This window comes from Ruegeria sp. CF4 (assembly GCF_056537345.1).
Genome location: NZ_JBQFRJ010000007.1, coordinates 1 through 26,726 on the forward strand (window position 1 = coordinate 1; position 26,726 = coordinate 26,726).

Sequence of the window (26,726 nt, forward strand, 5' to 3'; positions counted from 1 at the left end):
CGCGTCGACAACGCTTACGGCGACAGAAACCTCATCTGCACATGCCCCCCCATGTCAGAATACGAAGAAGCCGCAGAATAATACAACAAAACCCCGCCAAAATCGGCGGGGTTTTTCGCCAATCGGAAACCGATGTTCTGATTTGAACCCCTTTTGCGTGTCGTTTTTACCCAGCGAAGCGTCTTTTTCGCTTGCTGCAGGTGCGAGCGCCCCATACGCCTGTGCGTGGGACACCCCTCCCCAACGAGGGGCGTGTATCTGGAAGGGTAATACAGATGACTATCGAACAACCGGCGACGCGGCCGGCAAATCCGCGTTTTTCCTCGGGCCCCTGTGCCAAACCCCCCACATTTGATCTGTCGAAACTGGCCGATGCTGCATTGGGTCGTTCGCACCGCGCGGCTGTAGGCAAGGACAAGCTGAAAGCGGCCATCGAAGGCACGCGTGAGGTTCTGGGCATTCCGGCGGACTACAAGGTCGGCATCGTTCCCGCCTCGGACACTGGCGCGGTTGAGATGGCCCTGTGGTCGCTTCTGGGCGAACGCAAGGTTGAGATGCTGGCTTGGGAGAGTTTCGGATCCGGATGGGTCACTGACGTAGTCAAACAGTTGAAGATCGATGCCGAGGTGAAAACCGCAGATTACGGTCAGATCGTCGATCTGGCTTCGGTCGATTTCGCCAATGATGTGGTGTTTACGTGGAACGGCACGACCTCGGGCGTGCGGGTTCCCAATGGCGATTGGATCGCTGATGACCGTCAGGGGCTGACCATCTGCGATGCAACTTCGGCGGCCTTTGCGATGGATTTGCCTTGGGACAAGCTGGATGTGACAACTTTCAGCTGGCAGAAGGTGCTGGGTGGCGAAGCGGCCCACGGGATGCTGATCCTGAGCCCCCGCGCGGTTGAACGGCTTGAGAACTATACGCCCGCTTGGCCGCTGCCGAAGATCTTCCGCCTGACCAAAGGCGGCAAGTTGATTGATGGTATTTTCACCGGCGCGACGATCAACACGCCCTCGATGCTGGCAGTTGAGGACTACCTGTTCGCGCTGGACTGGGCGCGTTCGGTTGGTGGGCTGCAAGGGCTGATCGCGCGTGCTGATGCCAATGCCGGTGCGGTGCACGCGTTCTGCGACCAAAACGACTGGATTGCCAATCTGGCTGAAGATGCGGCGACTCAGTCGAATACTTCGGTCTGTCTGAAATTCACGGACGCACGCATTCAAGACGGTGCTGTATTCGCAAAAGCTGTGGCGAAACGACTGGAAACCGAGAACATCGCGCTGGATATCGGCGCCTATCGCGACGCGCCTGCGGGCCTGCGTATCTGGTGCGGTGGTACGGTTGAAACCTCGGATATCGAGGCGATGCTGCCCTGGTTGGCCTGGGCTTTTGAGGCCGAGATCGCAGCGCAGTCGGCAGCCGCCTGACAAGAATTTTCGACGAAAATTCTGGGCCCGCCTGTGGCCCGGACCTTCCATATAATTCAAGGACCAGAGAATATGGCCCCCAAAGTACTCGTATCCGACAAGCTCAGCGAAACGGCTGTGCAAATCTTCCGTGATCGCGGCATTGACGTGGATTTCATGCCCGATCTGGGCAAGGACAAGGATAAATTGGCCGAGGTGATCGGTCAGTATGACGGCCTTGCCATCCGTTCGGCTACCAAGGTTACGCCAACCATTCTGGAGCAGGCCGAAAAGCTGAAAGTCATCGGCCGTGCCGGGATCGGTACTGACAATATCGATAAAGAGGCTGCGTCGAAAAAAGGTGTGATCGTGATGAACACACCTTTCGGCAACATGATCACCACCGCCGAGCATGCGATTGCGATGATGTTCGCTGTTGCACGCCAGATTCCCGAAGCCTCTACCTCGACCCACGCGGGCAAGTGGGAGAAGTCTAAGTTTATGGGCATCGAGCTGACCAACAAGACTCTCGGTGTAATTGGAGCGGGCAATATTGGCGGAATCGTTTGCGAACGCGCCTTGGGTCTGAAGATGAAGGTCATCGCCTATGACCCCTATCTGGGCGAAGAGAAAGCCGCACAGATGGGCGTGGAGAAGGTCGATCTGGACGAGTTGCTGGCTCGGGCCGATTTCATCACCCTGCACGTGCCGCTGACCGATCAGACCCGCAACATCCTGAGCCGAGAGAACCTGGCCAAGACCAAGAAAGGTGTGCGCATTATCAACTGTGCGCGTGGTGGTCTGGTCGATGAGGATGCGCTGGCCGAGGCGTTGCAATCCGGTCATGTCGCCGGTGCGGCCTTTGACGTGTTCAGCGAAGAACCCGCGAAAGAAAACGCGTTGTTCAACCTGCCCAACGTGGTCTGTACTCCGCATCTGGGTGCTGCGACGACCGAAGCGCAGGAGAACGTGGCGCTGCAGGTGGCCGAGCAGATTTCGAACTATCTGCTGACCGGTGCGGTGGAAAACGCGCTCAATATGCCCAGCGTGACGGCCGAAGAGGCTAAAGTCATGGGCCCCTGGATTAAGCTCGCCGGGCATCTGGGCAGTTTCATCGGTCAGATGACAGACGAACCGATCAAGGCGATCAACATTCTCTACGATGGTGTTGCCGCCGAGATGAATCTGGCCGCGCTGAACTGCGCGGTCGTCGCGGGGATCATGAAAAAGTTCAACCCCGAGGTGAACATGGTTTCCGCCCCAGTCGTCGCAAAAGAGCGCGGTATCCAGATTTCGACCACAAATCAGGATAAATCCGGCGCGTTCGAGGGTTATATCAAGGTGACGGTCGTCACCGAGAAGCGAGAGCGCTCGATCGGCGGCACCGTGTTCAGTGATGGCAAGCCACGCTTCATCCAGATCAAGGGCATCAATATCGATGCCGAGATCGGGGCGCATATGCTGTACACCACCAACGAGGATGTGCCGGGTATCATCGGTGCTCTGGGTCAGACGATGGGCGAGAACGACGTGAACATCGCTAACTTTACTCTTGGCCGATCCGAGGCTGGGGGCGAGGCCATTGCGCTCCTGTATGTGGATGAGCCCGTTCCGGCAGAGGCGCGTGCAAAATTGGCTGAGACTGGTCTGTTCACTCAGATCAAACCGTTGGAATTTGACGTCGTCTGATACCGGCGGCTCGTTTATGACAACTATGGACGCCCGTGCCGGTTCCGGCGCGGGCATCCTCTTTTCAACGCGCTGATTTTGCGGCAGAACAGCTGCAGCTGCACCGGCCTGAGGGGAAAGAGATGACCAACCCAATTTATGCTATCGGTGATCTTCACGGGCATGTCGACGAATTCGAACGTGCGGTGTCTCTGATCGAGAGCGATGGTGGCCCGGAGGCGGAGGTTGTTTTTCTGGGCGATTATGTAGATCGGGGGCCGGACAGCCGGGGCGTTCTGGATCGGTTGATTGCAGGGCGTGATGCGGGCAAGCGCTGGATCACACTGCTTGGAAATCATGACCGGATGTTTGCCTGGTTCCTTGAGGATATCCCGCGCCACGATCCACATTTGCTGGTCGGCTACCACTGGCTCCATGATCGTTTGGGGGGGATTGAGACTCTGCGCAGCTACGACGTGGTCTTTGAGCTGCAAACGCGACTAGAGGATGTGCACGCGATGGCGATGGGTGTCGTGCCGGACGCTCATCGACTTTTTCTGCGCGGTTTGGTGATGATGCACCAGACACCGGATCTGGCCTTCGTGCATGCCGGAATTCGGCCCGGTGTGCCGCTGAATGCCCAGCAAGAAAGCGATTTGGTCTGGATCAGGCAAGCATTCCATGCGCATCCCGGACCGCATCCGAAATTGATCGTGCATGGACATACCCCGGTAGATCGGGTGACGCATTATGGCCATCGGATCAATCTGGACAGCGGCGCGGGCTATGGCCGCCCGGTTGGCGTCACAGTGTTTGAAGGCGACATGTGCTGGGAGCTGACGAATAAGGGGCGTGTATTGCTGAAGCCTTAGGTGCCAGCTCTTCGTGCTTCCTGAGGCAGATATGACAACCGCTTGGGATCAGAATTGCGTGGTCATTCGATACCCGGCGGCAAAATACATCTTGGCAAAGGTGACGGGGTGACCCTGCAGCCATGTGATGCGCTCGGCGGTAAAGACCGGCTCTCCTTCCGGTACGTCGAGGAAACCGGCGATCGTAGGATCGGCGCGGCTGGCCAGAAAGGTCAGTTCGACATTTGTGAAGGGCACGGTTTGCACCAACCAGTCATTGGGTCCGATTTTGCTGAAATCGGCTTGTTCCACCTTTGGAACGCTCTCGATCACGATCCAGCGGTCCTCGAACTGAAACGGGGTATTGCCGGAGTAATGCATGCAGCGGACATGCATCACGCTTTGTCCGGGTTGCAGCGCCAACCGGGCGCTCAGCCAATCGGGGGCCAGTTGAGCCCCGGATGAGACCAGCGCATAGCGATAGGTGCCGCCCATCGCTTCGACCTCATCCCGGATCAGCGGAATGGTAAAGCGCGCCTGCCTCTGTGGTGCGCTCAGGACTCGGGTTCCGGCTTTGCGGCGACGCTCCAGATAGCCTTCGTCTGCCAGCTCGCGCAGCGCGCGGTTTACGGTCGTGCGGGTGCACGAAAACTCGACCGCAAGTGCCTGTTCATTGGGCAGCAGCGTGTCCGGCTGCCACTCGCCCGAACGAATGCGGCGCAGGACGGTTTCCTTGATGTCCTTATAGCTGGTGGTGTCGCTGCTTTGAGTCATGTCTAATCTGGTTATCGGGATATGAATCAAATGTCAGCCAACAGATCGGTCATCGCGCTGTGATAGGCCGCCAGGATGGCGTCACGAGCGATATGTCGACCGGCGCGCACCTGATGACGCCCTGCAGACCACAGATCAGTTACGGTGCCATCGGGTGCCGCGAAACACAGGCCATCGAGCAACTGGTCATCGCGCAAGGTACACAAGGTCGGGTGGGACCGGTCGATCGCCACCAGATCGGCCAGCTTACCGACAGCGATCTCGCCTGCCTGGCGGCCAAGAGCCTGCGCACCACCGCGCGCCGCGCCAGTATAGAGCGCATGTCCCACTGAGCCTTCGCCTGGGACTAGCACAGTACGCGCCTTGTCGCGCAGCCGCTGAGAGTATTCCAATGTCCGAAGCTCCTCGGGGAGCGAAATGCGCACATTAGAGTCTGATCCGACACCAAACGCGCCGCCGTTTTCGATGTAGACCGCGCCGTTGAAAATACCGTCGCCCAGATTGGCCTCGGTAATCGGGCACAATCCGGCAACGGCCCCCGAGCGTGCGAGCGCGCTCGTCTCAGCATCGGTCATGTGGGTCGCGTGAATGAGGCACCAGCGTGCGTTGACCTCGACATTGTCCAACAACCATGCAACCGGGCGCTGGCCGAGCGCGGCCTCGACATCGGTAACCTCTTGCACCTGTTCTGAGATATGGATGTGAACCGGGCCCTGAGGCGTTTGTGCCAGCACATTTTTTAGATCATCCGGCGTTGTTGCCCGCAGGGAATGCGGCGCGATGCCGATGCGGCTGTCCGTATGGGGCAGGGTGGATCGGCATTCATCCACCAGACGTAGAAACTGATCAACATCATTGTCAAACCGCATCTGCCCTCCGACCAATGCCTCCTGCCGGACTCCGCCATAGGTGTAGAGGACGGGCAGATGCGTCAGCCCGATCCCGGTCTGGTTGGCGGCTGCGAATATACGCTGGCTCAACTCGGTCAGCTGCGCATAGAGGGCGCCGCCCGGTTGATGGTGGACATAATGGAACTCTCCGACCGAGGCATAACCGGCCTCCTGCATCTCCATAAAGACGAGCGCAGCGATGGCTTCGATCTGCTTAGGCGTCAGACGATCCAGAAAGCGATACATAAGGGTGCGCCATGTCCAGAAGCTTTCGCGCCCGGCAGCGCGTACCTCGGTCATTCCGGCCATGGCACGCTGAAATGCATGGCTGTGCAGGTTTCCCAGCGCAGGCAGCAGAACGTCGACACGGGTGTCGTTGGGTCGTGCCGCGCTTTGCGGTTCAAGCGAGGTTATCCGCCCGTCGGTGATTTCAACCCGCAGATCGCGCACCCAATCCGAGCCTAACAAGGCGGTCTTAGCATGAACCGTCATGGCGTTTCCAATTTGTGTAGACTTTACATTAATACATGTATACGAAAAAACCAAGCGCAGGGGGAGCCCAAAAGATTCGCCATGACGAAAAAAACCATTCTTCGCAGCAAGCACATCGCCACCATGCAAGCCGGCCATCCTTATGGATTGATCGAAGATGGTGCGGTGATCGTTGAAGGGGATCGTATTGCCTGGGTTGGGTCGTGGTCCGAGCTTCCGCAATCTTACGCTGAACTGCCCTGCACCGATTTTGGTGACCGCCTGATCACCCCGACCTTGATCGATGCTCACACACACGTGGTTTTTGGTGGCAATCGCGCCGCTGAGTTCGAGATGCGTTTGAACGGTGCAACCTACGAAGAAGTCGCGCGTGCAGGGGGCGGTATTCTGTCGACGGTCAACGCCACCCGCGCCGCATCGGAAGAGGCCTTACTCGCAGGCGCTTTGCCGCGTGTGGACGCCCTGCTGGCCGAGGGCGTGTCTTGTATCGAAGTCAAGTCCGGCTATGGGCTCGATACCGACACTGAACTGCGCATGCTGCGCGCTGCGCGAGGGATTGCGCAGGAACGGCCTGTTCGCGTTCAGACCAGCTTTCTCGGGGCGCATGCGATCCCGCCCGAATATGCCGGGCGTGGTGATGCCTATATCGAAGAGATCTGTATTCCGACCCTGCGCGCGGCCCACGCCGAAGGTCTGGTGGATGCCGTCGATGGGTTCTGTGAGGGTATTGCCTTTGACCCGACACAGATCGAGCGCGTTTTCCAAGTCGCGAGAGAGCTGGGCCTGCCGGTCAAGCTGCATGCCGAGCAGTTGTCCAACCTGGGTGGTGCCAAGCTGGCGGCCTCATACGGTGCCATTTCTGCCGACCACATCGAATACCTCGATGCCGAAGGGGTTGCAGCCATGGCGCAGGCGGGCACGGCTGCGGTTCTGCTGCCCGGGGCCTTCTATACGCTGCATGAAACTCGACTGCCCCCGATCGAGGCGTTGCGCGAACAGGGTGTTCCGATGGTGCTGGCCACCGATTGCAACCCGGGCTCGTCGCCGCTGACATCGCTGCTGTTGACGATGAACATGGGATGCACCCTGTTCCGCCTTACGCCACAAGAGGCCCTTGCCGGCGTGACCTGCAACGCCGCGCGCGCCCTGGGTCTGAACGATGCCGGTATGATCGCCGCCGGGCTGCGCGCTGATCTGGCGGTCTGGGATGTTACGCATCCTGCTGAACTGTCCTATCGTATCGGCTTCAACCCTCTGCACACTCGCATATTCGGAGGTCTGCAATGACGCCCTTATCCCTCGTTCCGGGTCAGGTTTCGCTGGCTCAGCTTGAGGACATCTATTGGTCCGAGGTTCCGATCTTGCTGGATGCCTCATGCCGACCCAAAGCCGAGGCCGCGGCAGCGCGCATCGCGCAGGCGGCGCAAGGGTCTGACCCGGTTTACGGAGTGAATACGGGGTTCGGCAAGCTGGCCAGCCACAAGATCGCGGCCGAGGACACGTCAACCCTACAACGCAATCTGATCCTCAGCCATTGCTGCGGTGTTGGCCCATCTGTGCTGCGTCGACTGGCGCGGCTCATGATGTCGCTCAAACTGCTCTCGTTTGGGCGCGGTGCATCTGGCGTACGCTGGGATCTGATCGAGCTGCTGCAGCAGATGCTGGCGTGTGGGGTCACGCCTGTGATCCCGGCACAGGGTTCGGTCGGGGCATCCGGCGATCTGGCCCCATTGGCGCATATGACGGCGGTCGTGATCGGTGAAGGCGAGGCCGAAGTGAACGGCGCGGTTCTGCCGGGGACCGAAGCGCTTAGATCCGTTGGATTAGAGCCGATTCAGCTAGGACCCAAGGAAGGATTGGCCTTTATCAACGGCACCCAGTTTTCGACCGCTTATGCCCTGGCTGGCCTGTTTGAAGGCTGGCGCGCTGCGCAGAATGCTTTGGTGGTATCAGCGGCCTCAACCGATGCGATCATGGGGTCGACCGCGCCTTTGCAGCCGGAAATCCATGCCCTGCGCGGTCATCGCGGCCAGATTGAAGCTGCCGCTGCCATGCGCGCGGCGCTAGACGGGTCGGAAATCCGCGAAAGCCACCGCGACGGTGATACACGCGTGCAGGACCCTTATTGCATCCGCTGCCAGCCGCAGGTGACGGGTGCGGCCATGGATGTGATCCGGCAGGCCGCGTCGACGCTGGTGATCGAGGCGAATGCGGCCACAGACAACCCATTGGTATTGACTGACCCCGAGGCGATTGTCTCGGGCGGGAATTTCCATGCCGAGCCGGTAGGGTTCGCCGCCGACATGATCGCGCTGGCCCTGTCCGAGATCGGAGCGATTGCCCAGCGTCGCATTGCCCTGATGGTAGACCCGGCGCTCAGCTTCGATCTGCCGCCGTTCCTTACCCCGCAACCGGGCCTGAACTCGGGCCTGATGATTGCCGAAGTCACCGCCGCCGCACTGATGAGCGAGAACAAACATCTGGCCAATCCGTGCGTGACCGACAGTACGCCCACCTCGGCCAATCAGGAGGACCACGTCTCGATGGCCGCCCATGGCGCGCGGCGATTGGCGCGGATGGTCGAGAACCTGAACTATATTCTTGGGATCGAGCTGCTCTGCGCTGCACAAGGCGTTGAATTCCGCGCACCTCTGCAAACCAGCGCGCCGCTGCAGCGTGTGATCAGCCGTTTGCGGGCCGATATCCCGTCGCTGGCCGAGGATCGCTATCTCGCGCCTGAACTGGAGCAGGTGCGTACCCTGATCGCCGATGGGGCCGTTCTGCAGGCGTCCGAAGTGTCGATGCCGGGATTGGTCTGATGCAGGTGTTTGAGGTTCAAAGGGGGGATGGCCCCATTGTTCTGGGCCAACCACATGGCGGAACCTATGTGCCACCAGAAGTTGCTGAGCGGCTGAATGCAAACGGGCTGTCCCTGAAAGATACGGATTGGCACATAAACAGGCTCTATGATGGGCTATTGCAGAATGCGACCGTGGTGCAATCGCATGTTCATCGCTATGTGATCGACTGCAACCGCGACCCGTTGGGCGTGTCCCTGTATCCCGGTCAAAATACAACAACTCTGGTGCCTTTGACCGACTTTGACGGGCAGCCGATCTGGAAAGATGGGCAAGAGCCATCTGCGGATGAGATCGAAGCGCGCCGCCAAGCCTATCATGCGCCATATCACGCGGCGTTGGAGGAAGAGTTGCAGCGGGTCAAAGCCAAGCATGGTTTTGCGATCCTGTTCGACTGCCATTCGATCCGCAGCCGAATTCCCTTTCTGTTCGAAGGCACCTTGCCCGATCTGAATATCGGCACGGATGGCGGCGTAACCTGCGCGCCTGAAATCGAGTCTATTACGAACGAATTTGCTGCGTCTTCACCCTTTAGCACGGTCTTGAATGGCCGCTTCCGAGGGGGGTGGACCACCCGCCATTATGGCCGCCCTGCCGAAGGGATGCATGCGATTCAGATGGAACTTGCCCAATCGACCTATCTGACCTCGGAAGCTGCACCTTGGGCCTTTGACGACAATAAGGCGACACGTCTGCGCCGCTGGCTATACGACATTCTGGACGCCATCCAAGACACTGCATTGGAGCTAACGCCATGACCGACCCTCGCAAGAACACCCGTGATGTTTTCCCCCCGACCGGCCCTGAGCTGAACGCCAAAAGCTGGGTGACCGAGGCACCGTTGCGGATGTTGATGAACAACCTGCACCCCGATGTAGCCGAAAACCCGCATGAGCTGGTGGTCTATGGCGGCATCGGACGCGCGGCGCGGACATGGAAGGATTTCGATACTATTGTGGCCGGTTTGAAGGATCTGGAGGAGGACGAAACCCTGATCGTTCAGTCCGGTAAGCCCATCGCCATCATCCGTACACATAAGGACGCGCCGCGTGTGCTGATTGCGAATTCCAACCTCGTGCCGCATTGGGCAACCTGGGATCATTTCAACGAGCTCGATAAGAAGGGCCTGATGATGTACGGCCAGATGACCGCTGGTTCGTGGATTTACATCGGCACGCAGGGCATCGTTCAGGGCACTTATGAAACCTTTGCCGAAGCTGGCCGTCAGCACTACGACGGCGATCTGACCGGTAAGTGGATTCTAACCGGGGGGCTCGGCGGCATGGGTGGCGCGCAGCCGCTGGCTGCAGTGTTTGCGGGGGCGTGCTGTCTGGCGGTCGAGTGCAACCCGGACAGTATCGATTTCCGTTTGCGCACCAAGTACCTCGACGAAAAAGCCGAAACGCTGGACGAAGCGCTTGAGATGATCGACCGCTGGACCAAGGCGGGTGAGGCGAAATCTGTTGGCCTGTTGGGGAATGCCGCTGAGGTCTTCCCTGAAATCTACCGTCGTATGTCCGAGGGCGGCATGCGCCCGGATATCGTCACCGATCAGACCAGCGCCCATGACCCGATCAACGGCTATCTGCCTTTAGGGTGGTCTATGGCGCAGTGGCGCGAGAAGCGCGAAACAAACCCTAAATCGGTGGAAAAAGCCGCGCGCGCTTCGATGAAGCAGCATGTGGCGGCGATGGTCGATTTCTGGAACGCGGGCGTTCCGACGCTGGATTACGGCAACAACATTCGCCAGGTGGCGCAGGACGAGGGGCTTGAGAATGCCTTCGCCTTCCCCGGTTTTGTCCCCGCCTATATCCGCCCGCTCTTTTGTAAAGGCATTGGCCCGTTCCGCTGGTGTGCGCTGTCAGGCGACCCCGAGGATATCTATAAAACCGACGCCAAGATGAAGGAGCTGTTTCCCGAAAATGAGCATCTGCATCGCTGGCTGGACATGGCGCAGGAACGCATCGCGTTTCAGGGTCTACCTGCGCGTATTTGCTGGATCGGGCTGGGGGATCGGCATCGTGCTGGGCTCGCTTTCAACGAAATGGTCGCCAATGGAGAGTTGAAAGCACCGGTTGTCATTGGGCGCGATCATCTGGATTCGGGTTCGGTCGCCAGCCCCAACCGTGAAACTGAGGCCATGCTTGATGGCTCGGATGCGGTGTCGGATTGGCCGTTGCTGAATGCTCTGATCAATACTGCCAGTGGCGCGACATGGGTGTCGCTGCACCATGGCGGCGGTGTGGGAATGGGCTTCAGCCAGCACGCCGGTGTGGTGATCTGCGCCGATGGTACTGACGATGCCGCGCGGCGGCTGGAGCGGGTACTGTGGAACGACCCCGCCTCAGGCGTGTGGCGGCACGCGGATGCAGGGTACGAGATCGCGAAAGATTGCGCACGGGAACATGGGCTGCGTCTGCCGGGTATTCTGGGTTAGGTCAAACTGTCTCTGGCGAAACATCGACCCCTGCGATATCTCGCAGGGGAACTTGCCGGAGATCGAATATGTACGTAGCCACCCTGCTGACCAATCCGAATGCGCCGACGCTCGAACAGGCTTTGGTCGAGTCTCTGCGCAATGCCTGGGGCGGGGGCGATGCTATCTGGCTGAGCCCCGATGAGGCGGCCGAGTTTTCCATGCCCGAGATGCCGGATAACCGATGGGATGTCTGGGCGGATCTTCAGCAGGTCGGCGTAGATCTGGTGGTTCAGCCATCAGAAGGGCGCCGCAAGAAAATGTTGCTGGCCGATATGGACAGCACGATGATCCAGCAAGAGTGCATCGACGAATTGGCCGATGAAGCAGGCGTCGGTGAACGGGTCAAGGACATCACGGCGCGCGCGATGAATGGTGAGCTGGACTTCGAAGGCGCGCTGACCGAGCGTGTGGGCTTGCTGAAAGGGCTGGACGAAAGCGTTATCTCCAAGGTGCTGAACGAACGGATCACGCTGATGCCCGGCGGCAAAGTGCTGTTGGCGACGATGCGGGTGAACGGGGCCTATGCCGCATTGGTATCGGGCGGATTTACGGCTTTCACCGCACGCGTTGCTGCGCAGTTGGGCTTTGATGAGAATCGGGCCAACACTTTGCTGGCCGAAGACGGCAAGCTGACCGGTGATGTACAACGACCCATTTTGGGACGGCAAGCCAAGATTGAGGCGTTAGAGCAGATCTCGACCCGTTTGGGCATTGCTGAAAGCGATGTGATTGCCGTGGGTGACGGGGCCAACGATTTGGGCATGCTGGGCCGGGCAGGGACCGGTGTGGCGCTGCATGCCAAGCCCTCGGTTGCGGCCGAATGCGATGTCAGGGTCAATCACGGCGATCTGACGGCGCTGCTTTATCTGCAAGGATACGGCCGTTCCGATTTCGCCGCAGCATAACAGGGTTTTCATTATTTAACATTTGTGTTAAATAATAGTCATGAGCACGCTTCTGACCAGTTTCTCCGCATTGTCTGATGCCACCCGGTTCTCAATTGTCGAGCAACTGATGGATCAGGGAGAGTTGCCTGCCGGTGATCTGATTGAGGGGCGCGGCATCTCCGGTGCCGCGATATCACGCCATCTGAAGGTACTGCGCGAAGCCGGGCTGGTGCAGCAGCGTGTGCAGGGCACGCAACGGATGTATTCCATCCGCCCCGAAGGCCTGCGGGCCATTGCTGACTGGACGATCTCAAAACGGCAATTCTGGGAGAGCAGCCTCGATCGCCTCGGTGAAATTATCGAAAGGGAGAATTCATGGCCGACCTGAAACTGGAACGGGAATTTCCCGTCAGCCCCGATGACCTGTTTGCATGGGTCAGCGATGGTGCAAAACTGTTGCAATGGTGGGGCCCTGAAGGGATCCACGTGACCGAGCACAATCTGGATTTTTCCCGCATCGGGCCGTGGTTTTCGGTCATGGAGAACAGCGAGGGTCAGACATATAAGGTTTCTGGTCATGTAACCCATGTTGATCCGCCAAAATCGGTTGGACTCACCTGGGCTTGGCATGACGATCAGGATCAACGCGGAGCTGAAAGCCACGTCACCTTTTCCGTGGCGGCCACGGAATCCGGGTCTCGATTGACTCTGGATCACCGGGAACTGGCGGATGCCGAAGCAGCTTCGAACCACAATCAGGGTTGGACATCGTCGCTGCGTAAGCTGGAAGCGCAAGCGAAGTAGGTTTTCATCAGGGAGGAGAGATATGCCCCAATATTTGTTTGTCTATCACGGGGGACATACCCCAACTGACCCCGCCGAGGTCGAAACCACCATGGCCGCGTGGGGCGCGTGGTTTCAGAATATGGGTGAAGCGTTGGATATTCCGGGCAACCCGGTGGGTCAGTCTTACACCGTGAGCAGCAGCGGCGTTGTCGACAATGGCGGCGCGAACCCGGCTTCGGGATTTACGGTCATCAAGGCCGACAGCATTGATGCCGCGACCGAGATGGCCAAGGGCTGTCCAATGGTGGTGAATGGTTCGGGCTCGGTCGAGGTGGCCGAGGTGCACGAGATCGAGATGTGAGCCTTAGCCGGGGAAACCCGGCGCTGGTTTGATCACACCACATTCCAGCCCGCGGCGGCTGTATTGCGCGGCGTTCATGAATTTGCAGGTGGCCGGGTGATCGGCCTCCAGCACGCCAAGGCTGACCAGAATGGCGGCAATGGCGCATTCGCTGGCGCGGGTAGTGCCATCGGTGATCTTAAGCGCGACGCCCATGCGTTTTTCGGGGATGATGGCTACAAAGACGGCCTCAGCCCCGGTTTTGATTGCGGCACGACCATTCATGGCGCGCATAAGCTCAGTGCAGGCGCGGTTTTCGCCTGCGACCAGTTCAGGGTGCTGCATCATAGCGGCCGTTAACTGCTGAGCGGCATCACTTGCCCGGTCCGACCGGTCGGCTGCGGATGCAAACCAGGCCATCGAGCGGGCCAGTCCCACCAGAGAGGTGGCGAAGTTCGGGGCCGAGCATCCGTCGATTCCATAACAAGGGCTGGTCTCGCTAGTGGTTTCTTCAAAAGCAGAGAGGCAGGCTTGCTGAACCGGATGGTCGATCTCAAGATATTCGGGGCCGGCCCCCATATGCTGCGCAACGGTCAGGAAGCCGCAGTGTTTGCCCGAGCAATTGTTATGAATCTGGCACGGCGTGTCATCGGCCAAAATCAGCCCGTCCCGCGCGGCCATGTCTTGCGGCTCTTGCGGACCGCAACGCAGGTCGGGCTCAGCCAGACCAAGATGATTCAACCATGCCGAGACGCGGTCCGTATGGATATGCGCACCACTATGTGAGGCACAGGACAGCGCCAGATGTTCGGAAGTCAGGCCGTATTTCGCTGCGGCACCCGAGGTGATCAGAGGCATTGCCTGTATCATCTTGGCTGAAGATCGGGGATAGATTACCGCCTGCGGATCGCCCCAGCTTTGCACGATCTGACCGGCATCGTTACAGATCACCGCGTGGCCCAGGTGCAGGCTTTCCAACAACGGTCCGCGCCATAGTTCTGTCATCGTTACCGGTTGTGTCATCGTGGTCTCCGATCCATGCGCAAAAAACTGCCAATCGCCCTTTCGCCTGTGGCGAAACCTGCGTTAGTGTGTGTATGTCGACAATCATCGGGATACGCAACTTATCAAGGACGAGCCGGGCAGAGCTCGCGAGCCGATTCCGATGGGTATGAGGTATAGGTCGGGCTAGGAGGCTGAAGAGATGGGATCAAAGCTCGTTCGCGTGATCGCGGGCCTGTGCATGGCAGGAATGGCGACAACGACGTTTGCGCAGCAGGCAACAAGCACAAATCGCGTTGCAGCAAAAACTGATTGGAGCGTATTCGTCGAAGAAGATCCAACCGAATGCTGGAGCGTTTCGGCGCCGAAGGAAACGGTGAACACGCGCGGTGGTCGTGTCGTGTCGGTACGGCGCAGCGATATCCTGCTGTTCGTCTTCTACCGCCCGAACGCTGAGGTTAAGGGCCAGGTTACCTTTACAGGCGGCTATCCATTTGCATCTGGTTCGACCGTCAATCTGGTTGTGGATGGCAGCGAGTTTGAACTTTTTACCGATGGCGAATGGGCATGGCCTGCAACGGCCTCGGACGATGCCAAGATCGTCACGGCGATGAAACGGGGCAGTGAAGCGGTATTGACCGCCCGCTCGGAACGCGGAACGCAGACCAAGGATACATTCTCGCTGCTGGGCTTCACCGCCGCCATCGAGGATGCCGAAAAGCGCTGCACGAACTAAGCGACTTACATGTCCAAGCTGTAAACCCCGCCACTCGGCGGGGTTTTTTGATTTTACCCTCTTTTCGTCAAAGGTTTACGCGACGTCCCCTCACATAAATTGATCCCGATCAAAGCCTGACGGCCCGGCTTCTGAACTAATTGGTTCAGACAGAACAGTGGGAGACACCAATGACTTTGAAACCCTACCTTGCCGCGCTCTTGATGGTATCCGCAGCGTTTCTGACGGCCTGTGAGAAGCAATCGGACACATATCCGATTACGGGTGAGCAATGCGCGCCGGAAGACCCGGTGCAAACTCTGGATGCCGGGGATTGTTACATCCCGCCGGCAGTGAACTGACCTGAAAGGGCCGCAGGCGAACCGTTCCTCTGCGGCTCTTTTGTTCTAATCCGCGCTCTGTGTTAGGCATTGGTGGAATATAGTCACCACCAGAGAGGTCGACCGATGCGTTGGATTCTGATCCTGTTTCCCTTTGCTGCGCTGGCAGATCCGACGATGGAATGTTCGGAAGCCGGTTCTCAGGTTGAAATCGGGGCTTGCGTCTCGGAAATGGAAGAGCGTGTGGAGGCCGCGATCGAGGCCAGCTATTCCCTCGCAATGCAGGCAGCGACGGAGTTGGATGACGTCACCGGTCGCGTTGTCGCCCAGCCAGCGCTGGAAGCGGCACAGGATGCATGGACCGACTACCGGGATACGCAGTGCGATGCGGTTGGCGCTTCGTTTGGTGGCGGGTCGGGTACGGGCATCGCCATTACCGCTTGTCGTGTTGATCTTGGCCGCGCCCGTGTCGATGAATTGCTGCAGTTTGCGAACTGAAGCACGATTCCTTTTGATCTTTGCGCGCGTTCCTATATAGAGGCGCATCCCAAGCCAGAATCCATTGAGATAGCCACATGTCGCCCAAAGCGCCGATCACTCAAGACGTCATGACCATCCCCCGCAAATTGCCTGAGGGGAAGGTGAACCTTGTTGGCCTGACCCGTGATCAGTTGCGCGAGGTGCTGATTGAACATGGCACGCCTGAGAAGCAGGCAAAGATGCGCACCGGTCAGATCTGGCAATGGATCTATCAATGGGGTGTGCGCGATTTTAGCGAGATGACCAACCTCGCCAAAGCCTACCGTGCGCAACTGGCCGAGAATTTCGTGATCGAAATTCCCGAAGTGGTGACCCGTCAGGTGTCTGAGGACGGTACCCGAAAGTATCTGTGCCGCATCGCGGGTGGGCACGAGGTCGAGGTGGTGTATATCCCCGAAGAGGATCGCGGCACGCTGTGTATCTCGTCTCAGGTAGGCTGCACGCTGACCTGTTCCTTTTGCCACACCGGCACGCAGAAACTGGTGCGCAATCTGACAGCGGCTGAAATCGTTGGTCAGGTGATGATGGCCCGTGATGATCTTGAAGAATGGCCGACCCCGGGCGCGCCCAAGGATGAAACCCGCCTTCTGTCGAACATCGTTCTGATGGGCATGGGTGAGCCGCTGTACAATTTCGAAAATGTCCGCGACGCCATGAAGATCGCGATGGACCCCGAAGGGATATCCCTGTCGCGCCGCCGGATCACGCTTTCGACTTCGGGCGTTGTGCCGGAAATCGCGCGCACCGCCGAGGAAATCGGTTGTCTGCTGGCGATCTCGTTCCACGCCACCACGGATGAGACCCGCGACGTGCTGGTCCCGATCAACAAGCGTTGGAACATCGAGGAGCTGTTGCAGGCGCTGGCCAGCTATCCCAATGTCTCGAATTCGGAACGGATCACGTTTGAATATGTGATGCTGGACGGTGTGAATGACAGCGACGAGGACGCGCACCGGCTGATCGCGCATATCAAGCGCCACAACATCCCGGCCAAGATCAATCTGATCCCGTTCAACGAATGGCCCGGCGCGCCGTACAAACGCAGCTCGAACAATCGTATTCGGGCTTTTGCGAACATCATTTATCAGGCGGGCTATGCCTCACCTATCCGCAAGACGCGGGGCGAGGATATCATGGCTGCCTGTGGTCAGCTGAAATCAGCGACCGAGCGCGCCCGGAAATCGCGTAAGCAAATTGAATCTGAGGCCGGATTGGGCTGAATTGTCAGAATTAATGTGAACATTGTGCTTTAATTTGATATGATTGTTCACGTATTGGCGGGGATGGAAGCTCACCACTACACACAAGGCGGTGAGTCTGCGATCCGGCTCATGGCAAGTTATTGTAAGCGCGCTATCCTCTATTTTGAGGCTTAACGCGGCGTTCAGGCAAAACCGTTTATCGGATGGGCCAGGTAAAATGTTTGAAAACCAAAGGTATCTTGTCGGCACGACATTATTATTATCTGTGCTGACAACCGGCGCATTAGCGCAGAGTACGGATCAAGAAGCGCATTTGGCGATCGAGAATCCGGCTGATTTGTCGAAAGATGAAGCACAAGATCACTATCGTTCTCTCACAAAGCGCATGTCGCGTGGCTATGCGGCGGCGCAGCTTGGTCTGATCCTAAACTATCAAAGCTGGCCTCTGTTCAACGATGCGCCCTATATCTCGGCCACCCATGGGCAGCGCTATGTGAACAGCTATGCCAACCGGATGGCGCATAACTACGGGACCTTGACCGAGGGCGAGGTGCTGCCCGTCGGCTCCGTACTGGCCAAGGACAGCATGACCGTGACAGATGAGGGCAATGTTCATCCCGGTGCTTTGTTCGTGATGGAGAAGCTGGCTGCAGGAGCAAACCCTGAAACTGCCGATTGGCGCTATATCATGGTGATGCCGGACGGATCGTTGTTCGGCGATACGATGGGATTTCGCGCAGCGTCGGTGGCCTATTGCCATGACTGCCACGAAGCCGTTGCGGACCGCGACTATACATTCTACGTCCCCGAAGAGTACCGCACCGAATAACCTTCAGATCGCCCGGTCTTGTAACTTCAGGTCGCTCGCTTCCTGACGGCTGAGCTGTTCGCCCTGCTTGCGTTTGGACAGAACCTCGCGGGCCAGTGCATATTTCTCATCCTGCCAGAAGATCAGGCAGCCATTGCAGCCCTTACCGCAGCAGCCCTCGGTCCCGATGCGGTTGGTCTTGAAGCGGCGTTCATTGCCGTCCTCGCCGATCTTCTCGACCAGTTCATCGCGGCGGCGCGCATAGGCGGTGGGATTGTCGCGCCCGGATGTTTCCAGCCCCTGTACCAGCTTGTCAAAGCGGATGCGGCTCCAGTGTTCGTCGGTCAGTGCGCGCTCTTTTCGCAGGACGGAATAGACCGGGAATCGTGCGCGCAGGTCGTCGATGTCCTCGTGATCGAACAGGGCGAAGGGTATGCGGATGATGGTTTTCGAGCTGCCATGCACCACGTCCAGCCGTGTGCCATCCGATGCGCGTTCAAAGTCATAGACCCGCAGCAGCACCGTCTCGCGTGAGATGGGCGAGACGAAATCCAGCACATCGCCCGCTTCCAGCTTGTTTTTAACCTCGACCAGAAAGGCATCCTCGGTCACGTCGGTGACGATCCCGGCATATTCCCATTGCGCGATCGAGGCCGTGTGTTCGTAGTCATGCGAGTAGTTGGTCAGGCGGCCTTCGTGGAAAGCCAGCGTATAGCCGCGGTTTCCGACAGTTTCGAGCTCGCGCATATAGGGCTTCGGGTCCCAGTTCTCGGGATTCGCGTGATAATCGTCGACGGCCATGCGATAAGCCCGCGCGACGATGGCAGCGTAATATTCAGACTTGCCGCGCCCTTCGACCTTGAGGCTGTCGACCCCGATCTTCAGGTACTCATCCAGCTTCGGCATGATGCAGAGATCGCGGGAGTTGAGGATGTATGAGCCGCGATCATCCTCTTCGATAGGCATCAGATCACCGGGGCGGCAGCCTTCTTCCAGCAGAAACTCGAACAGGTCGGCGTTTTCCTCGGTGATGCGCAGCTCCTGATGCGTGCCATCCTTGAGGCGCAGTTTCAGCCCATAGTTCCAGCGGCAGGAATTGGCGCAATTGCCCTGATTGGCCCCGCGTTCGGCCATGAAGTTCGACAGCAGGCAGCGGCCCGAATAGGTCATGCACATCGCGCCATGAACAAAGGCCTCAAGCTTGATATCGGGGCATTTCTCGCGGATTTCCACCAGTTCGGGGTAGGAAACCTCGCGCGCCAGAACCACCAACTCAGCCCCCTGATCCTGCCAGAACTTCACTGACAGCCACGAGCAGATATTGGCTTGAGTCGAAATATGCAGCGGCAATTCGGGAGCCCGTTCGCGGACGTATTGGAACACGCCCGGATCGGCGATGATCAGCCCGTCAGGTTTCACCTTGCGCACCGTGTCGATATATTCGTCCAGCTTCGGGATGTCTTTGTTGTGCGAAAACAGGTTCAGCGTCAGATAGGCGCGCCGTCCATGGCTATGACAGAACTCTACGCCCTCAATCACCTCTTCCAGCGAGAACTCGGACTTGGTGCGCAGCGACATATCCGGCGTGCCCAGATAGACAGCATCCGCGCCGTAGAGAATGGCGAGTTTCAGTTTGCGCAGATTGCCCGCAGGCATCAGCAATTCGGATCTGGACTGGGTCATGGGACTACCGGGCAAGAGGTCAAGGCGGCCTTCTACGCCATATCCTGTGCCACCAAAACCCCGTTACCTGCGACGGAACCGCGCTGTGCCTATGACCTCGATCAGCTGTTGGCGCACGGGTTCGGGCTGTGTCTCGACGGCATTCAGAACCTCGCGCAGTTCAGCCCGCAGCCCGTGCATCTGGTCGATCAGAGAGATCATCATCGACAGCGCGTCGGCCTCCATGTCGTATTGCTCGTGCAATTCGCAGGCCAGTTCCAGACGAGCAACATCGATACTGTGATACACCATGCCCTGGTCCGATTGCTCAGGGATCACGATCTCGGCCGCCAGATACTCTGTCAAACGGTCCGAGGTCAGGCGGGTGACGGTTTCGATCAGTTCCTTCTCGGTCAGGGTCATGACGGCATTCCTTTCCGCGGATCATAGCTGTGCGTCTCACGCCATGTCTCCAGGAACTGCTTCAACTCATCATCGATCTTGTCCGGCATGGTGACGGTCAATTCGATCAGCTGATCCCCACGGTCCGAAGACCCACGTTTCTTGACCCCCTTGCCCCGCAGCCGCAGGGTTTTGCCGCTGCTGGTGCCCGCCGGGACGCTGACACTTACGCCGCCATCGATCGTGGGCGCAGGGACTTTGCCGCCCAGAATGGCTTCGTCGACCGTGATGGGCAGCGTGATGTGGATGTCGTCGCCCTGACGGTCAAACACCGGGTGCCCGGCGACAGACACTGTCACCAAAGCATCACCCGGCGGGCCTTCACCATACCCCGGTGCCCCTTTGCCCTTCAGCCGGATGGTCTGGCCATCGGTGATGCCGACGGGGATCTTAACTTCGATCCGGTCGCCATCCGGCAAGGTCAGTTTCTGGCTGGCCCCAAACACCGCATCCAGAAAACTGATCTGCAGTGAGTAGTTCAGATTGTGACCTGGCGCATGAAACTCTTGCGTGCGCTGACCTCCAAACCCGCCGCGCCCGCGCATGAATTCGGCGAAGATATCGGACATATCGTCGGGGTCCGCCTGACGGCCGCGATAAGGGTTGCCAGCAGCCTCGGCATAATCGCGATAATACTGTTGCTGGGGCCGCTCCTGCCCCGCAGCATCAATCTCGCCATTATCGTACTTAGCGCGCGTCTCGGGGTCTTTCAGCAGATCGTACGCGGCTGCGGCGGCTTTGAACTTTGCCTCTGCCTCGGCATCGCCGGGTTTCAGGTCCGGGTGGCACTCCTTCGCAATGCGCCGATAGGCTTTCTTGATCTCGGCAGCACTGGCATCTTTGGCGACACCGAGAACGGAATAGGGATCGTCGCTCATCTCACCTCTCGTGGGTTTGGGTGGGGCTGATCTTGATGAAGGTATTTTATCATGTGATTTCAACAGGTCAAAATGACAGAGGCTCTGAATTACCTCGCAAAATCCAATTGCCCTGCTAATATCTGCATGTTTCGAACTGTCATTTGCCGGAGGTCGCCCCATGTCGCGCAGAATAAAGTCCGCCCTCGCCTTGTTGGCCGGGAATGCCATCGGGTTGTTGCTGGCCTCGCTGCTGCTGGCGGGCTTTGCGGTCAAGCCGATCTCGTTCATCGTGGTGGTGATTGTGTTCACGCTGGTTCAGGTGGTGGCCGAGCCGCTGATCCTGAAGCTGGGCGAAAAGAAAGCCCCGGCGCTGAAAGGCGGGATCGCGCTGATCGTCACCTTTGTGGGATTGCTGGTAACCGATCTGATCACCGCTGGGCTGACAGTCGGCGGCATTTCCAACCTGCTGGCCGCGACTTTGCTGGTCTGGCTGGGAGCTTTGATCGCCAGCATCGTGCTGCCGATCTATGTGTTTACCGAGCTGCGTGAGCCCAAGAAGAAATCATAGCGCGTTCAGACTGGTCTCGATCGCCTGCCACAGCTCTTCCACTGGTTCGCATCCGACCGACAGCCGGACGAAAGCGGGGTCGACATCGTCACCCCAGCGCGCGCGACGTTCGGCCGAGCTGTGGACGCCGCCGAAAGAGGTCGCGGGGCGCAGCAGAGGGCAGCCATTGATAAAGGCCTCGGCCTTGTCTTCGCTGTCCAATGTCAGGGAGAGCAGAAAGCCGAACCGTGTGGTTTGGGCGTGCGCCAGCGTGTGCGAGGGATCATCAGTCAGACCGGGATAGCGTACTTGCTTCACCGACGGATGCTTGGCCAACCGCTTCGCCAACATCTGAGCCGAGGTACACATGCGGTCGAACCGTACATCCAACGTCTCCAAACCGCGATGCAGCAACCACGCCTCATGTGGTCCGGGGATCGCCCCGGAGACTTTGCGCCATTCCTCGACCCGTTCCATGATCTGATCGTTGCGGCTGGCCACATGGCCCATCAGCATGTCAGAATGACCACCCATCGCCTTGGTATCCGACGAGACGACAACGTCGATGCCAAGGTCCAACGGGCGCTGGCCCAGCGGTGTCATCGTTGTGTTGTCGGCAATCGTGATGCCGCCCGCAGAGCGTACCTGTTCTGACACGGCCCTAAGGTCGATCATGTCCAAACCGGGGTTCGAGGGGCTTTCGACGAACACCACGTCGAAGACGTCAAAACCACCTTCGGCAAACGCAGTGGTGGGGCGTTCCTCGACCACGACGCCGAGGCGTGACAAGAATCGATCTGCCAGAAGGCGGGTAACGTAGTAACCGTCTGACGGGATCAACAGGCGTGAACCAGCTTGTACGGTGGCAAAAAGCGCCGCCGAGATCGCCGCCATGCCCGACGGGAAGCTGAGGCAGGGTGCCGCTTCCAGATGCGACAGCACGTGCTCCAACTGCACCCATGTCGGGTTGTCGACTCGGCCATAGGTCGCGTGCCCATCAGGGGCGCCCGGCAGATGGTACATGCTGCTTTGCGTTAAAGGCAAAGCCACAGGCTCACCCTTGTTCAGAGCGTTTCCGCGCAAGTGCAACATCTCTCCGGTCTTGGGTGCCATAGTTCAGCGCCCCGGAATTTCGTCGCGGGGTGGGGCGGGCTCCCAGTTCTCGATGATGTCGACCGCCTCTTGCGCGGTGTCGACAAAGCGGAACAGGTCGAGGTCTTCATCCGAAATGGTGCCTGCGTCTGCGAGGGCTTCCCAGTTGATGACCTTCTCCCAGAACGCGCGCCCGAACAGCAGGAAGGGAACGCGGTCCATCCGGCCGGTCTGGATCAGGGTGAGGGATTCGAACAGCTCATCCATCGTGCCGAAGCCGCCCGGGAAGATTGTGATGGCGCGGGCGCGCATCAGGAAATGCATCTTGCGGATGGCGAAATAGTGGAAATTGAAGCTGAGGTCCGGCGTCACAAATTCGTTCGGCGCCTGTTCATGCGGCAACACGATGTTCAGTCCGATGGAACAGCCACCCGCATCCTGTGCGCCACGGTTTCCTGCCTCCATCACGCCGGGGCCGCCGCCCGTGACGATCACGTTCTCACGGCAGCCGGTCTGGTTCGACTTCTCCGTCATCAATCGGGCGAACTCGCGCGCTTCGTCATAATACTGCGACAGCCCCGCTAATGTTTCTGTCCGTGCAGTGTGCTTTTGCGATGGCTCGGGAATCCGCGCGCCACCAAACATGACGATGGTCGAGGTGATCTCGCGTTCGCTCATGATCATCTCGGGTTTCAGCAACTCCAGCTGCAGGCGTACGGGGCGCAGCTCGTCGCGACACAGGAATTCGTCATCGGCGAAGGCAAGGCGATAGGCCGGGGACCGCGTCTGGGGCGTGTCCGGAACCTCGCTCGCGGTTGAGCGGTCGGTTTGCGCGTCACGGAACGGGTTGTGGCGGTCTTCTCTCATCGGTGATCGATCCCTGCTTGCGTGTTCATGAAACAGCTATAGGGTTCGCGGGCAGAGTGCCAGTCACGGAAAGACAAGTAATGGATTGGAAGAGTGAAATATCCGCCGCGCGGGATCGCATCGCCGGTTACGCGCAGATTACGCCGGTGATGGAAAGCAACATGCTGGGCTATCCGGTCGAGATGAAGCTTGAGCATTTGCAGCACACCGGCAGCTTCAAGGCGCGCGGGGCGTTCAATACGTTGCTGAGTATGGATGTGCCAGACGCGGGCGTCGTTGCAGCCTCTGGCGGCAACCACGGTGCGGCAGCGGCTTATGCCGCGCAAACGCTGGGATATCCGGCCAAGATTTTCGTGCCCGAGTTGGCAGGGCCGTCAAAGATTGCGTTGATCGAACAGACAGGCGCGGACCTGAGCGTTGTGTTCGGTGAATACGCAAACGCGTTGATGGGTGCGCAGGCGCACGAGGCCGAATCCGGCGCGATGCAGATCCATGCTTATGATGCGCCCGCAACTGTGGCCGGGCAGGGCACTTGTTTTGCTGAGTGGGAAGCACAGGGACTGCAGGCTGACACCGTTCTGATCGCAGTAGGCGGCGGCGGTTTGATCGCGGGCGCACTTGCGTGGTTGCAGGGCGCACGCAAAGTTGTGGCGGTGGAGCCAGAAACCTCTTGCGCTTTGAACGCTGCGTTGCAGGCGGGTGAACCCGTGGATGTCTCGGTTTCGGGCATTGCTGCGAATGCGCTGGGCGCACGGCGGATCGGATCGATCTGTTTCGAACTGGCGCAGGGGATGGCTTCGGTTCTGGTCACGGACGAGGCCATCGCAGAGGCGCAGAAGCGGTTGTGGCAGGCACATCGTATTCTTGTCGAACCCGCGGGCGCGACGGCGTTGGCTGCACTAATGTCCGGCGCTTACAGGCCCGCACCGGATGAAAGTGTTGCCGTACTTATCTGCGGTGGCAACATTTCTCCGGACCCGTTGGGCGCCTAAGGGGGCAAGTCAGCCGCAAACCGCGCGTTCTGCGTCGCATTGCGGCCAGTTCCGCGCGCGCTTATACGCAAGACCAACGTGAATAGATTCTGCAGGGAGCCCTCACATGTCCAATGCGCAACTGGAAGCCGCCATCGAAACCGCCTGGGAGGCGCGCGACACCATCACCCCCGCCACCACAGGCGAAACGCGCGAAGCGATCGAGGATACGCTGAACGCGCTGGACAGCGGCTCTCTGCGTGTGGCTGAGAAGCGCGACAGCGGAGACTGGCACGTAAACCAATGGGCTAAGAAAGCGGTTCTGCTGGGCTTCCGCATCAAGGATATGGAAATTCAGGCCGGTGGTCCGCAAGCCGGTGGCTGGTGGGACAAGGTGGACAGCAAGTTCGCTGGATGGGGTGAAAACCAGTGGCGCTCGGCCGGGTTCCGCGCCGTGCCGAACTGTGTGGTCCGCAAATCGGCCTATGTTGCGCCGGGCGTGGTGTTGATGCCGTCGTTCGTGAACTTGGGCGCATACGTTGATGAAGGCACAATGGTTGATACCTGGGCCACCGTTGGTTCATGTGCGCAGATCGGCAAGAACGTGCACCTGTCGGGCGGCGTCGGCATCGGCGGTGTGCTGGAGCCAATGCAAGCCGGTCCGACCATCATCGAAGACAACTGCTTTATCGGCGCGCGCTCGGAAGTGGTCGAGGGTTGCATCGTCCGTGAGGGCTCGGTTCTGGGCATGGGCGTGTTCATCGGCAAATCGACCAAGATCGTCGACCGCGAAACCGGAGAGGTCATGTATGGCGAAGTGCCGCCCTATTCGGTTGTCGTAGCGGGCTCGATGCCGTCGAAGAACAACGTCAGCCTTTACTGCGCGGTTATCGTTAAGCGCGTCGACGAAAAGACCCGTTCGAAAACCGGGATCAACGAGCTGCTGCGCGACTGATCCCATAGATTCGGTTTGAGAAGGTCGCAGAGCGCACGCTCTGCGGCCTTTCTTATTTCGGCATGAATTCCAGCACTGTTTGCTGAAAGAAGTCAATCGCCGCTTCACCTCCGGCCCCTTTGGCCAAAGGACCGACTTGATATCGTGGTGATTGAAGGGCGCGCTGCATCTTTTCGCAAACCCAAACATCCTCGGTCTGGAAATCTCCGGTTTCCAGCGGGTGTTGCGTCCAATGAGAGGATTTGATCCGGCCGGTTTCCTGGTCATATCCAGGTATGTCCGCCGCACGATGACTGTAGCTAAACCAGCCTCTGGGCGACCAGTTTCTGACCCGCAGCAGTGTTGTGTTGGCATCCACCGACTCCATCACCGAGATCGAAAATCCCCAGGGGTTTGGCGTCAGGATTGTGGTTGGAAACAGCATATAGACCCCGCCATAGCCGGGGGTGTCTGCATTCCGAACCGTTTTCAAACCTGATCCTTTCGCCGAGTTTTCCACAAATTGAGGAATACGATGTTTGACGCCTTCACGCTCGGTCGACCACCAGACCATGTTGTGTCCAAAGACTTCCCAGAGGTTCTTGTCGTGGGTCGGGCCGCCCAGCGTGTCCTTGTGCAGATAAGCCAGATGGTAGCCGTCGATTGCATTTTCAAAGAAGACCTTCCAGTTGCAGCTGATCTCATAGATCACATCGTCCGGATTCTCCTGCATCTCGGTTGACGCCAGATCATGAGGCCACGGGACCTGATCCAGATCGCCGAGCCATGTGTCAAAGCTCTGATCCGGTTCAGGATGAACAAATACAAGGTTGCGAAACACGCCGACCGAAGCGCCGAATAGCCCAGTAGCTTTCTTATCCAGATCCGGGAAGCATTCGCGCTGGGCCGGGACGCCACGCAAAGCGCCATCCAGGTTGTAGACCCAGTTGTGATAGGGGCAGACGATGGTTTTACCTGCGTTGCCGCAGCCTTCCAGCAATTCGGTTCCGCGATGACGGCACTGGTTATGGAAGGCGCGTAAGTCCCCGGCTGCATCCCGTATGACGATCAGAGCATAGTCTCCGGCCTGAATCGTTCTGAAATCGCCGGGTTCGGAAAAATCCATGGTCACCCCGGCGAAGGTCCAGCAATTGCTGAACAGAGCTTTCTGCTCGGCCTCAAACCACGTGTCTGAGATGTATGACTCGCGCGGCAGGCGTTGTTGGGGTTGCTCTGGAAGTGCGGCAAGCAGCGGCATCGGTGAGTCCATTGATTGTCAAATATGATAA

28 protein-coding genes are annotated in these 26,726 nt (G+C 58.7%); 19 read left to right on the forward strand and 9 right to left on the reverse strand.

Annotated elements, in window-relative coordinates:
• Positions 1 to 275 precede the first annotated feature (275 nt).
• The 3 genes from ACR0NF_RS14780 (at position 276) to ACR0NF_RS14790 (ending at position 3,949) form a co-directional block, all read left to right on the forward strand.
• Positions 276 to 1,430, forward strand: a complete 1,155-nt coding sequence (locus ACR0NF_RS14780) for a phosphoserine transaminase (protein ID WP_480471650.1) — start codon at positions 276 to 278, stop codon at positions 1,428 to 1,430.
• A 72-nt stretch (positions 1,431 to 1,502) separates the two neighbouring features.
• Entirely contained in the window at positions 1,503 to 3,098 is a 1,596-nt protein-coding gene (gene serA, locus ACR0NF_RS14785; protein WP_480471651.1) for a phosphoglycerate dehydrogenase, read from the forward strand.
• Positions 3,099 to 3,220: 122 nt separating this feature from the next.
• Positions 3,221 to 3,949, forward strand: coding sequence for a metallophosphoesterase (locus tag ACR0NF_RS14790; protein WP_480778496.1), 729 nt, complete (start codon positions 3,221 to 3,223; stop codon positions 3,947 to 3,949).
• 48 nt (positions 3,950 to 3,997) lie between these two features.
• Here the strand turns inward: ACR0NF_RS14790 and ACR0NF_RS14795 are convergent, their stop codons facing one another.
• On the reverse strand, positions 3,998 to 4,702 hold the full coding sequence (locus tag ACR0NF_RS14795; RefSeq protein ID WP_480778497.1) for a GntR family transcriptional regulator: 705 nt from the start codon (positions 4,700 to 4,702) through the stop codon (positions 3,998 to 4,000).
• A 26-nt stretch (positions 4,703 to 4,728) separates the two neighbouring features.
• Positions 4,729 to 6,084 (reverse strand): formimidoylglutamate deiminase, encoded by a 1,356-nt coding sequence (locus ACR0NF_RS14800; RefSeq protein ID WP_480778498.1) that lies wholly within the window; start codon positions 6,082 to 6,084, stop codon positions 4,729 to 4,731.
• Between the two features lie 81 nt (positions 6,085 to 6,165).
• Between ACR0NF_RS14800 and hutI the strand changes: the two genes are divergently transcribed.
• The 8 genes from hutI to ACR0NF_RS14840 all read left to right on the forward strand — a co-directional run bounded on the left by hutI (position 6,166) and on the right by ACR0NF_RS14840 (position 13,455).
• On the forward strand, positions 6,166 to 7,371 hold the full coding sequence (hutI, locus tag ACR0NF_RS14805) for an imidazolonepropionase (protein ID WP_480778499.1): 1,206 nt from the start codon (positions 6,166 to 6,168) through the stop codon (positions 7,369 to 7,371).
• Positions 7,368 to 8,903, forward strand: a complete 1,536-nt coding sequence (gene hutH, locus ACR0NF_RS14810; protein WP_480778500.1) for a histidine ammonia-lyase — start codon at positions 7,368 to 7,370, stop codon at positions 8,901 to 8,903. Before hutI ends, hutH begins: the two co-directional genes overlap by 4 nt.
• Complete coding sequence (hutG, locus tag ACR0NF_RS14815; RefSeq protein ID WP_480471657.1) at positions 8,903 to 9,700, forward strand: N-formylglutamate deformylase; 798 nt, start codon at positions 8,903 to 8,905, stop codon at positions 9,698 to 9,700. Before hutH ends, hutG begins: the two co-directional genes overlap by 1 nt.
• On the forward strand, positions 9,697 to 11,379 hold the full coding sequence (hutU, locus tag ACR0NF_RS14820) for a urocanate hydratase (protein ID WP_480667813.1): 1,683 nt from the start codon (positions 9,697 to 9,699) through the stop codon (positions 11,377 to 11,379). The genes hutG and hutU overlap by 4 nt, the downstream gene beginning before the upstream one ends.
• Before the next feature lie 68 nt (positions 11,380 to 11,447).
• Complete coding sequence (serB, locus tag ACR0NF_RS14825; RefSeq protein WP_480471659.1) at positions 11,448 to 12,326, forward strand: phosphoserine phosphatase SerB; 879 nt, start codon at positions 11,448 to 11,450, stop codon at positions 12,324 to 12,326.
• A gap of 40 nt (positions 12,327 to 12,366) precedes the next feature.
• A complete protein-coding gene (locus ACR0NF_RS14830) occupies positions 12,367 to 12,696 on the forward strand; it encodes an ArsR/SmtB family transcription factor (protein WP_480471660.1) in 330 nt (109 codons plus the stop codon).
• Complete coding sequence (locus ACR0NF_RS14835) at positions 12,684 to 13,112, forward strand: SRPBCC family protein (protein WP_480778501.1); 429 nt, start codon at positions 12,684 to 12,686, stop codon at positions 13,110 to 13,112. The genes ACR0NF_RS14830 and ACR0NF_RS14835 overlap by 13 nt, the downstream gene beginning before the upstream one ends.
• A gap of 22 nt (positions 13,113 to 13,134) precedes the next feature.
• Complete coding sequence (locus tag ACR0NF_RS14840) at positions 13,135 to 13,455, forward strand: YciI family protein (protein WP_480778502.1); 321 nt, start codon at positions 13,135 to 13,137, stop codon at positions 13,453 to 13,455.
• A 3-nt stretch (positions 13,456 to 13,458) separates the two neighbouring features.
• Here ACR0NF_RS14840 and ACR0NF_RS14845 read toward each other — a convergent pair whose 3' ends face one another.
• Positions 13,459 to 14,457 (reverse strand): asparaginase, encoded by a 999-nt coding sequence (locus tag ACR0NF_RS14845; protein ID WP_480667816.1) that lies wholly within the window; start codon positions 14,455 to 14,457, stop codon positions 13,459 to 13,461.
• A gap of 181 nt (positions 14,458 to 14,638) precedes the next feature.
• Here ACR0NF_RS14845 and ACR0NF_RS14850 point away from each other — a divergent pair, with 181 nt between their 5' ends.
• The 5 genes from ACR0NF_RS14850 (at position 14,639) to ACR0NF_RS14870 (ending at position 18,063) form a co-directional block, all read left to right on the forward strand.
• Complete coding sequence (locus ACR0NF_RS14850) at positions 14,639 to 15,172, forward strand: invasion associated locus B family protein (protein WP_480667817.1); 534 nt, start codon at positions 14,639 to 14,641, stop codon at positions 15,170 to 15,172.
• Between the two features lie 170 nt (positions 15,173 to 15,342).
• Positions 15,343 to 15,513 (forward strand): hypothetical protein, encoded by a 171-nt coding sequence (locus ACR0NF_RS14855; RefSeq protein ID WP_480667818.1) that lies wholly within the window; start codon positions 15,343 to 15,345, stop codon positions 15,511 to 15,513.
• A 105-nt stretch (positions 15,514 to 15,618) separates the two neighbouring features.
• On the forward strand, positions 15,619 to 15,990 hold the full coding sequence (locus ACR0NF_RS14860) for a lysozyme inhibitor LprI family protein (protein ID WP_480667819.1): 372 nt from the start codon (positions 15,619 to 15,621) through the stop codon (positions 15,988 to 15,990).
• Positions 15,991 to 16,067: 77 nt separating this feature from the next.
• On the forward strand, positions 16,068 to 17,252 hold the full coding sequence (gene rlmN, locus ACR0NF_RS14865; RefSeq protein WP_480471667.1) for a dual-specificity RNA methyltransferase RlmN: 1,185 nt from the start codon (positions 16,068 to 16,070) through the stop codon (positions 17,250 to 17,252).
• 367 nt (positions 17,253 to 17,619) lie between these two features.
• Entirely contained in the window at positions 17,620 to 18,063 is a 444-nt protein-coding gene (locus ACR0NF_RS14870) for a cytochrome P460 family protein (protein ID WP_480667820.1), read from the forward strand.
• Positions 18,064 to 18,066: 3 nt separating this feature from the next.
• Here the strand turns inward: ACR0NF_RS14870 and ACR0NF_RS14875 are convergent, their stop codons facing one another.
• From ACR0NF_RS14875 to ACR0NF_RS14885, 3 genes are all read right to left on the reverse strand, one after another.
• Positions 18,067 to 19,725: a U32 family peptidase gene (locus ACR0NF_RS14875; protein ID WP_480778503.1), complete on the reverse strand. Its 1,659-nt coding sequence runs from the start codon at positions 19,723 to 19,725 to the stop codon at positions 18,067 to 18,069.
• A 63-nt stretch (positions 19,726 to 19,788) separates the two neighbouring features.
• Entirely contained in the window at positions 19,789 to 20,127 is a 339-nt protein-coding gene (locus tag ACR0NF_RS14880; RefSeq protein WP_480471670.1) for a hypothetical protein, read from the reverse strand.
• Positions 20,124 to 21,044: a DnaJ C-terminal domain-containing protein gene (locus tag ACR0NF_RS14885; protein ID WP_480778504.1), complete on the reverse strand. Its 921-nt coding sequence runs from the start codon at positions 21,042 to 21,044 to the stop codon at positions 20,124 to 20,126. Before ACR0NF_RS14885 ends, ACR0NF_RS14880 begins: the two co-directional genes overlap by 4 nt.
• Before the next feature lie 160 nt (positions 21,045 to 21,204).
• Between ACR0NF_RS14885 and ACR0NF_RS14890 the strand changes: the two genes are divergently transcribed.
• Positions 21,205 to 21,594, forward strand: coding sequence for a hypothetical protein (locus ACR0NF_RS14890; protein ID WP_480667823.1), 390 nt, complete (start codon positions 21,205 to 21,207; stop codon positions 21,592 to 21,594).
• Here ACR0NF_RS14890 and ACR0NF_RS14895 read toward each other — a convergent pair.
• A complete protein-coding gene (locus tag ACR0NF_RS14895) occupies positions 21,589 to 22,686 on the reverse strand; it encodes a cystathionine gamma-lyase (RefSeq protein WP_480667824.1) in 1,098 nt (365 codons plus the stop codon). The two genes, ACR0NF_RS14890 and ACR0NF_RS14895, sit on opposite strands and share 6 nt — an antisense overlap.
• A 3-nt stretch (positions 22,687 to 22,689) precedes the next feature.
• Complete coding sequence (locus ACR0NF_RS14900; RefSeq protein WP_480471674.1) at positions 22,690 to 23,532, reverse strand: LOG family protein; 843 nt, start codon at positions 23,530 to 23,532, stop codon at positions 22,690 to 22,692.
• Positions 23,533 to 23,612: 80 nt separating this feature from the next.
• Between ACR0NF_RS14900 and ACR0NF_RS14905 the strand changes: the two genes are divergently transcribed.
• A complete protein-coding gene (locus ACR0NF_RS14905; protein ID WP_480667826.1) occupies positions 23,613 to 24,524 on the forward strand; it encodes a threonine/serine dehydratase in 912 nt (303 codons plus the stop codon).
• 106 nt (positions 24,525 to 24,630) lie between these two features.
• Positions 24,631 to 25,458 (forward strand): 2,3,4,5-tetrahydropyridine-2,6-dicarboxylate N-succinyltransferase, encoded by an 828-nt coding sequence (gene dapD / locus ACR0NF_RS14910; RefSeq protein WP_480667827.1) that lies wholly within the window; start codon positions 24,631 to 24,633, stop codon positions 25,456 to 25,458.
• A gap of 52 nt (positions 25,459 to 25,510) precedes the next feature.
• Here the strand turns inward: dapD and ACR0NF_RS14915 are convergent, their stop codons facing one another.
• Positions 25,511 to 26,707, reverse strand: a complete 1,197-nt coding sequence (locus tag ACR0NF_RS14915; protein WP_480778505.1) for an aromatic ring-hydroxylating oxygenase subunit alpha — start codon at positions 26,705 to 26,707, stop codon at positions 25,511 to 25,513.
• Between the last annotated feature and the right edge of the window lie 19 nt (positions 26,708 to 26,726).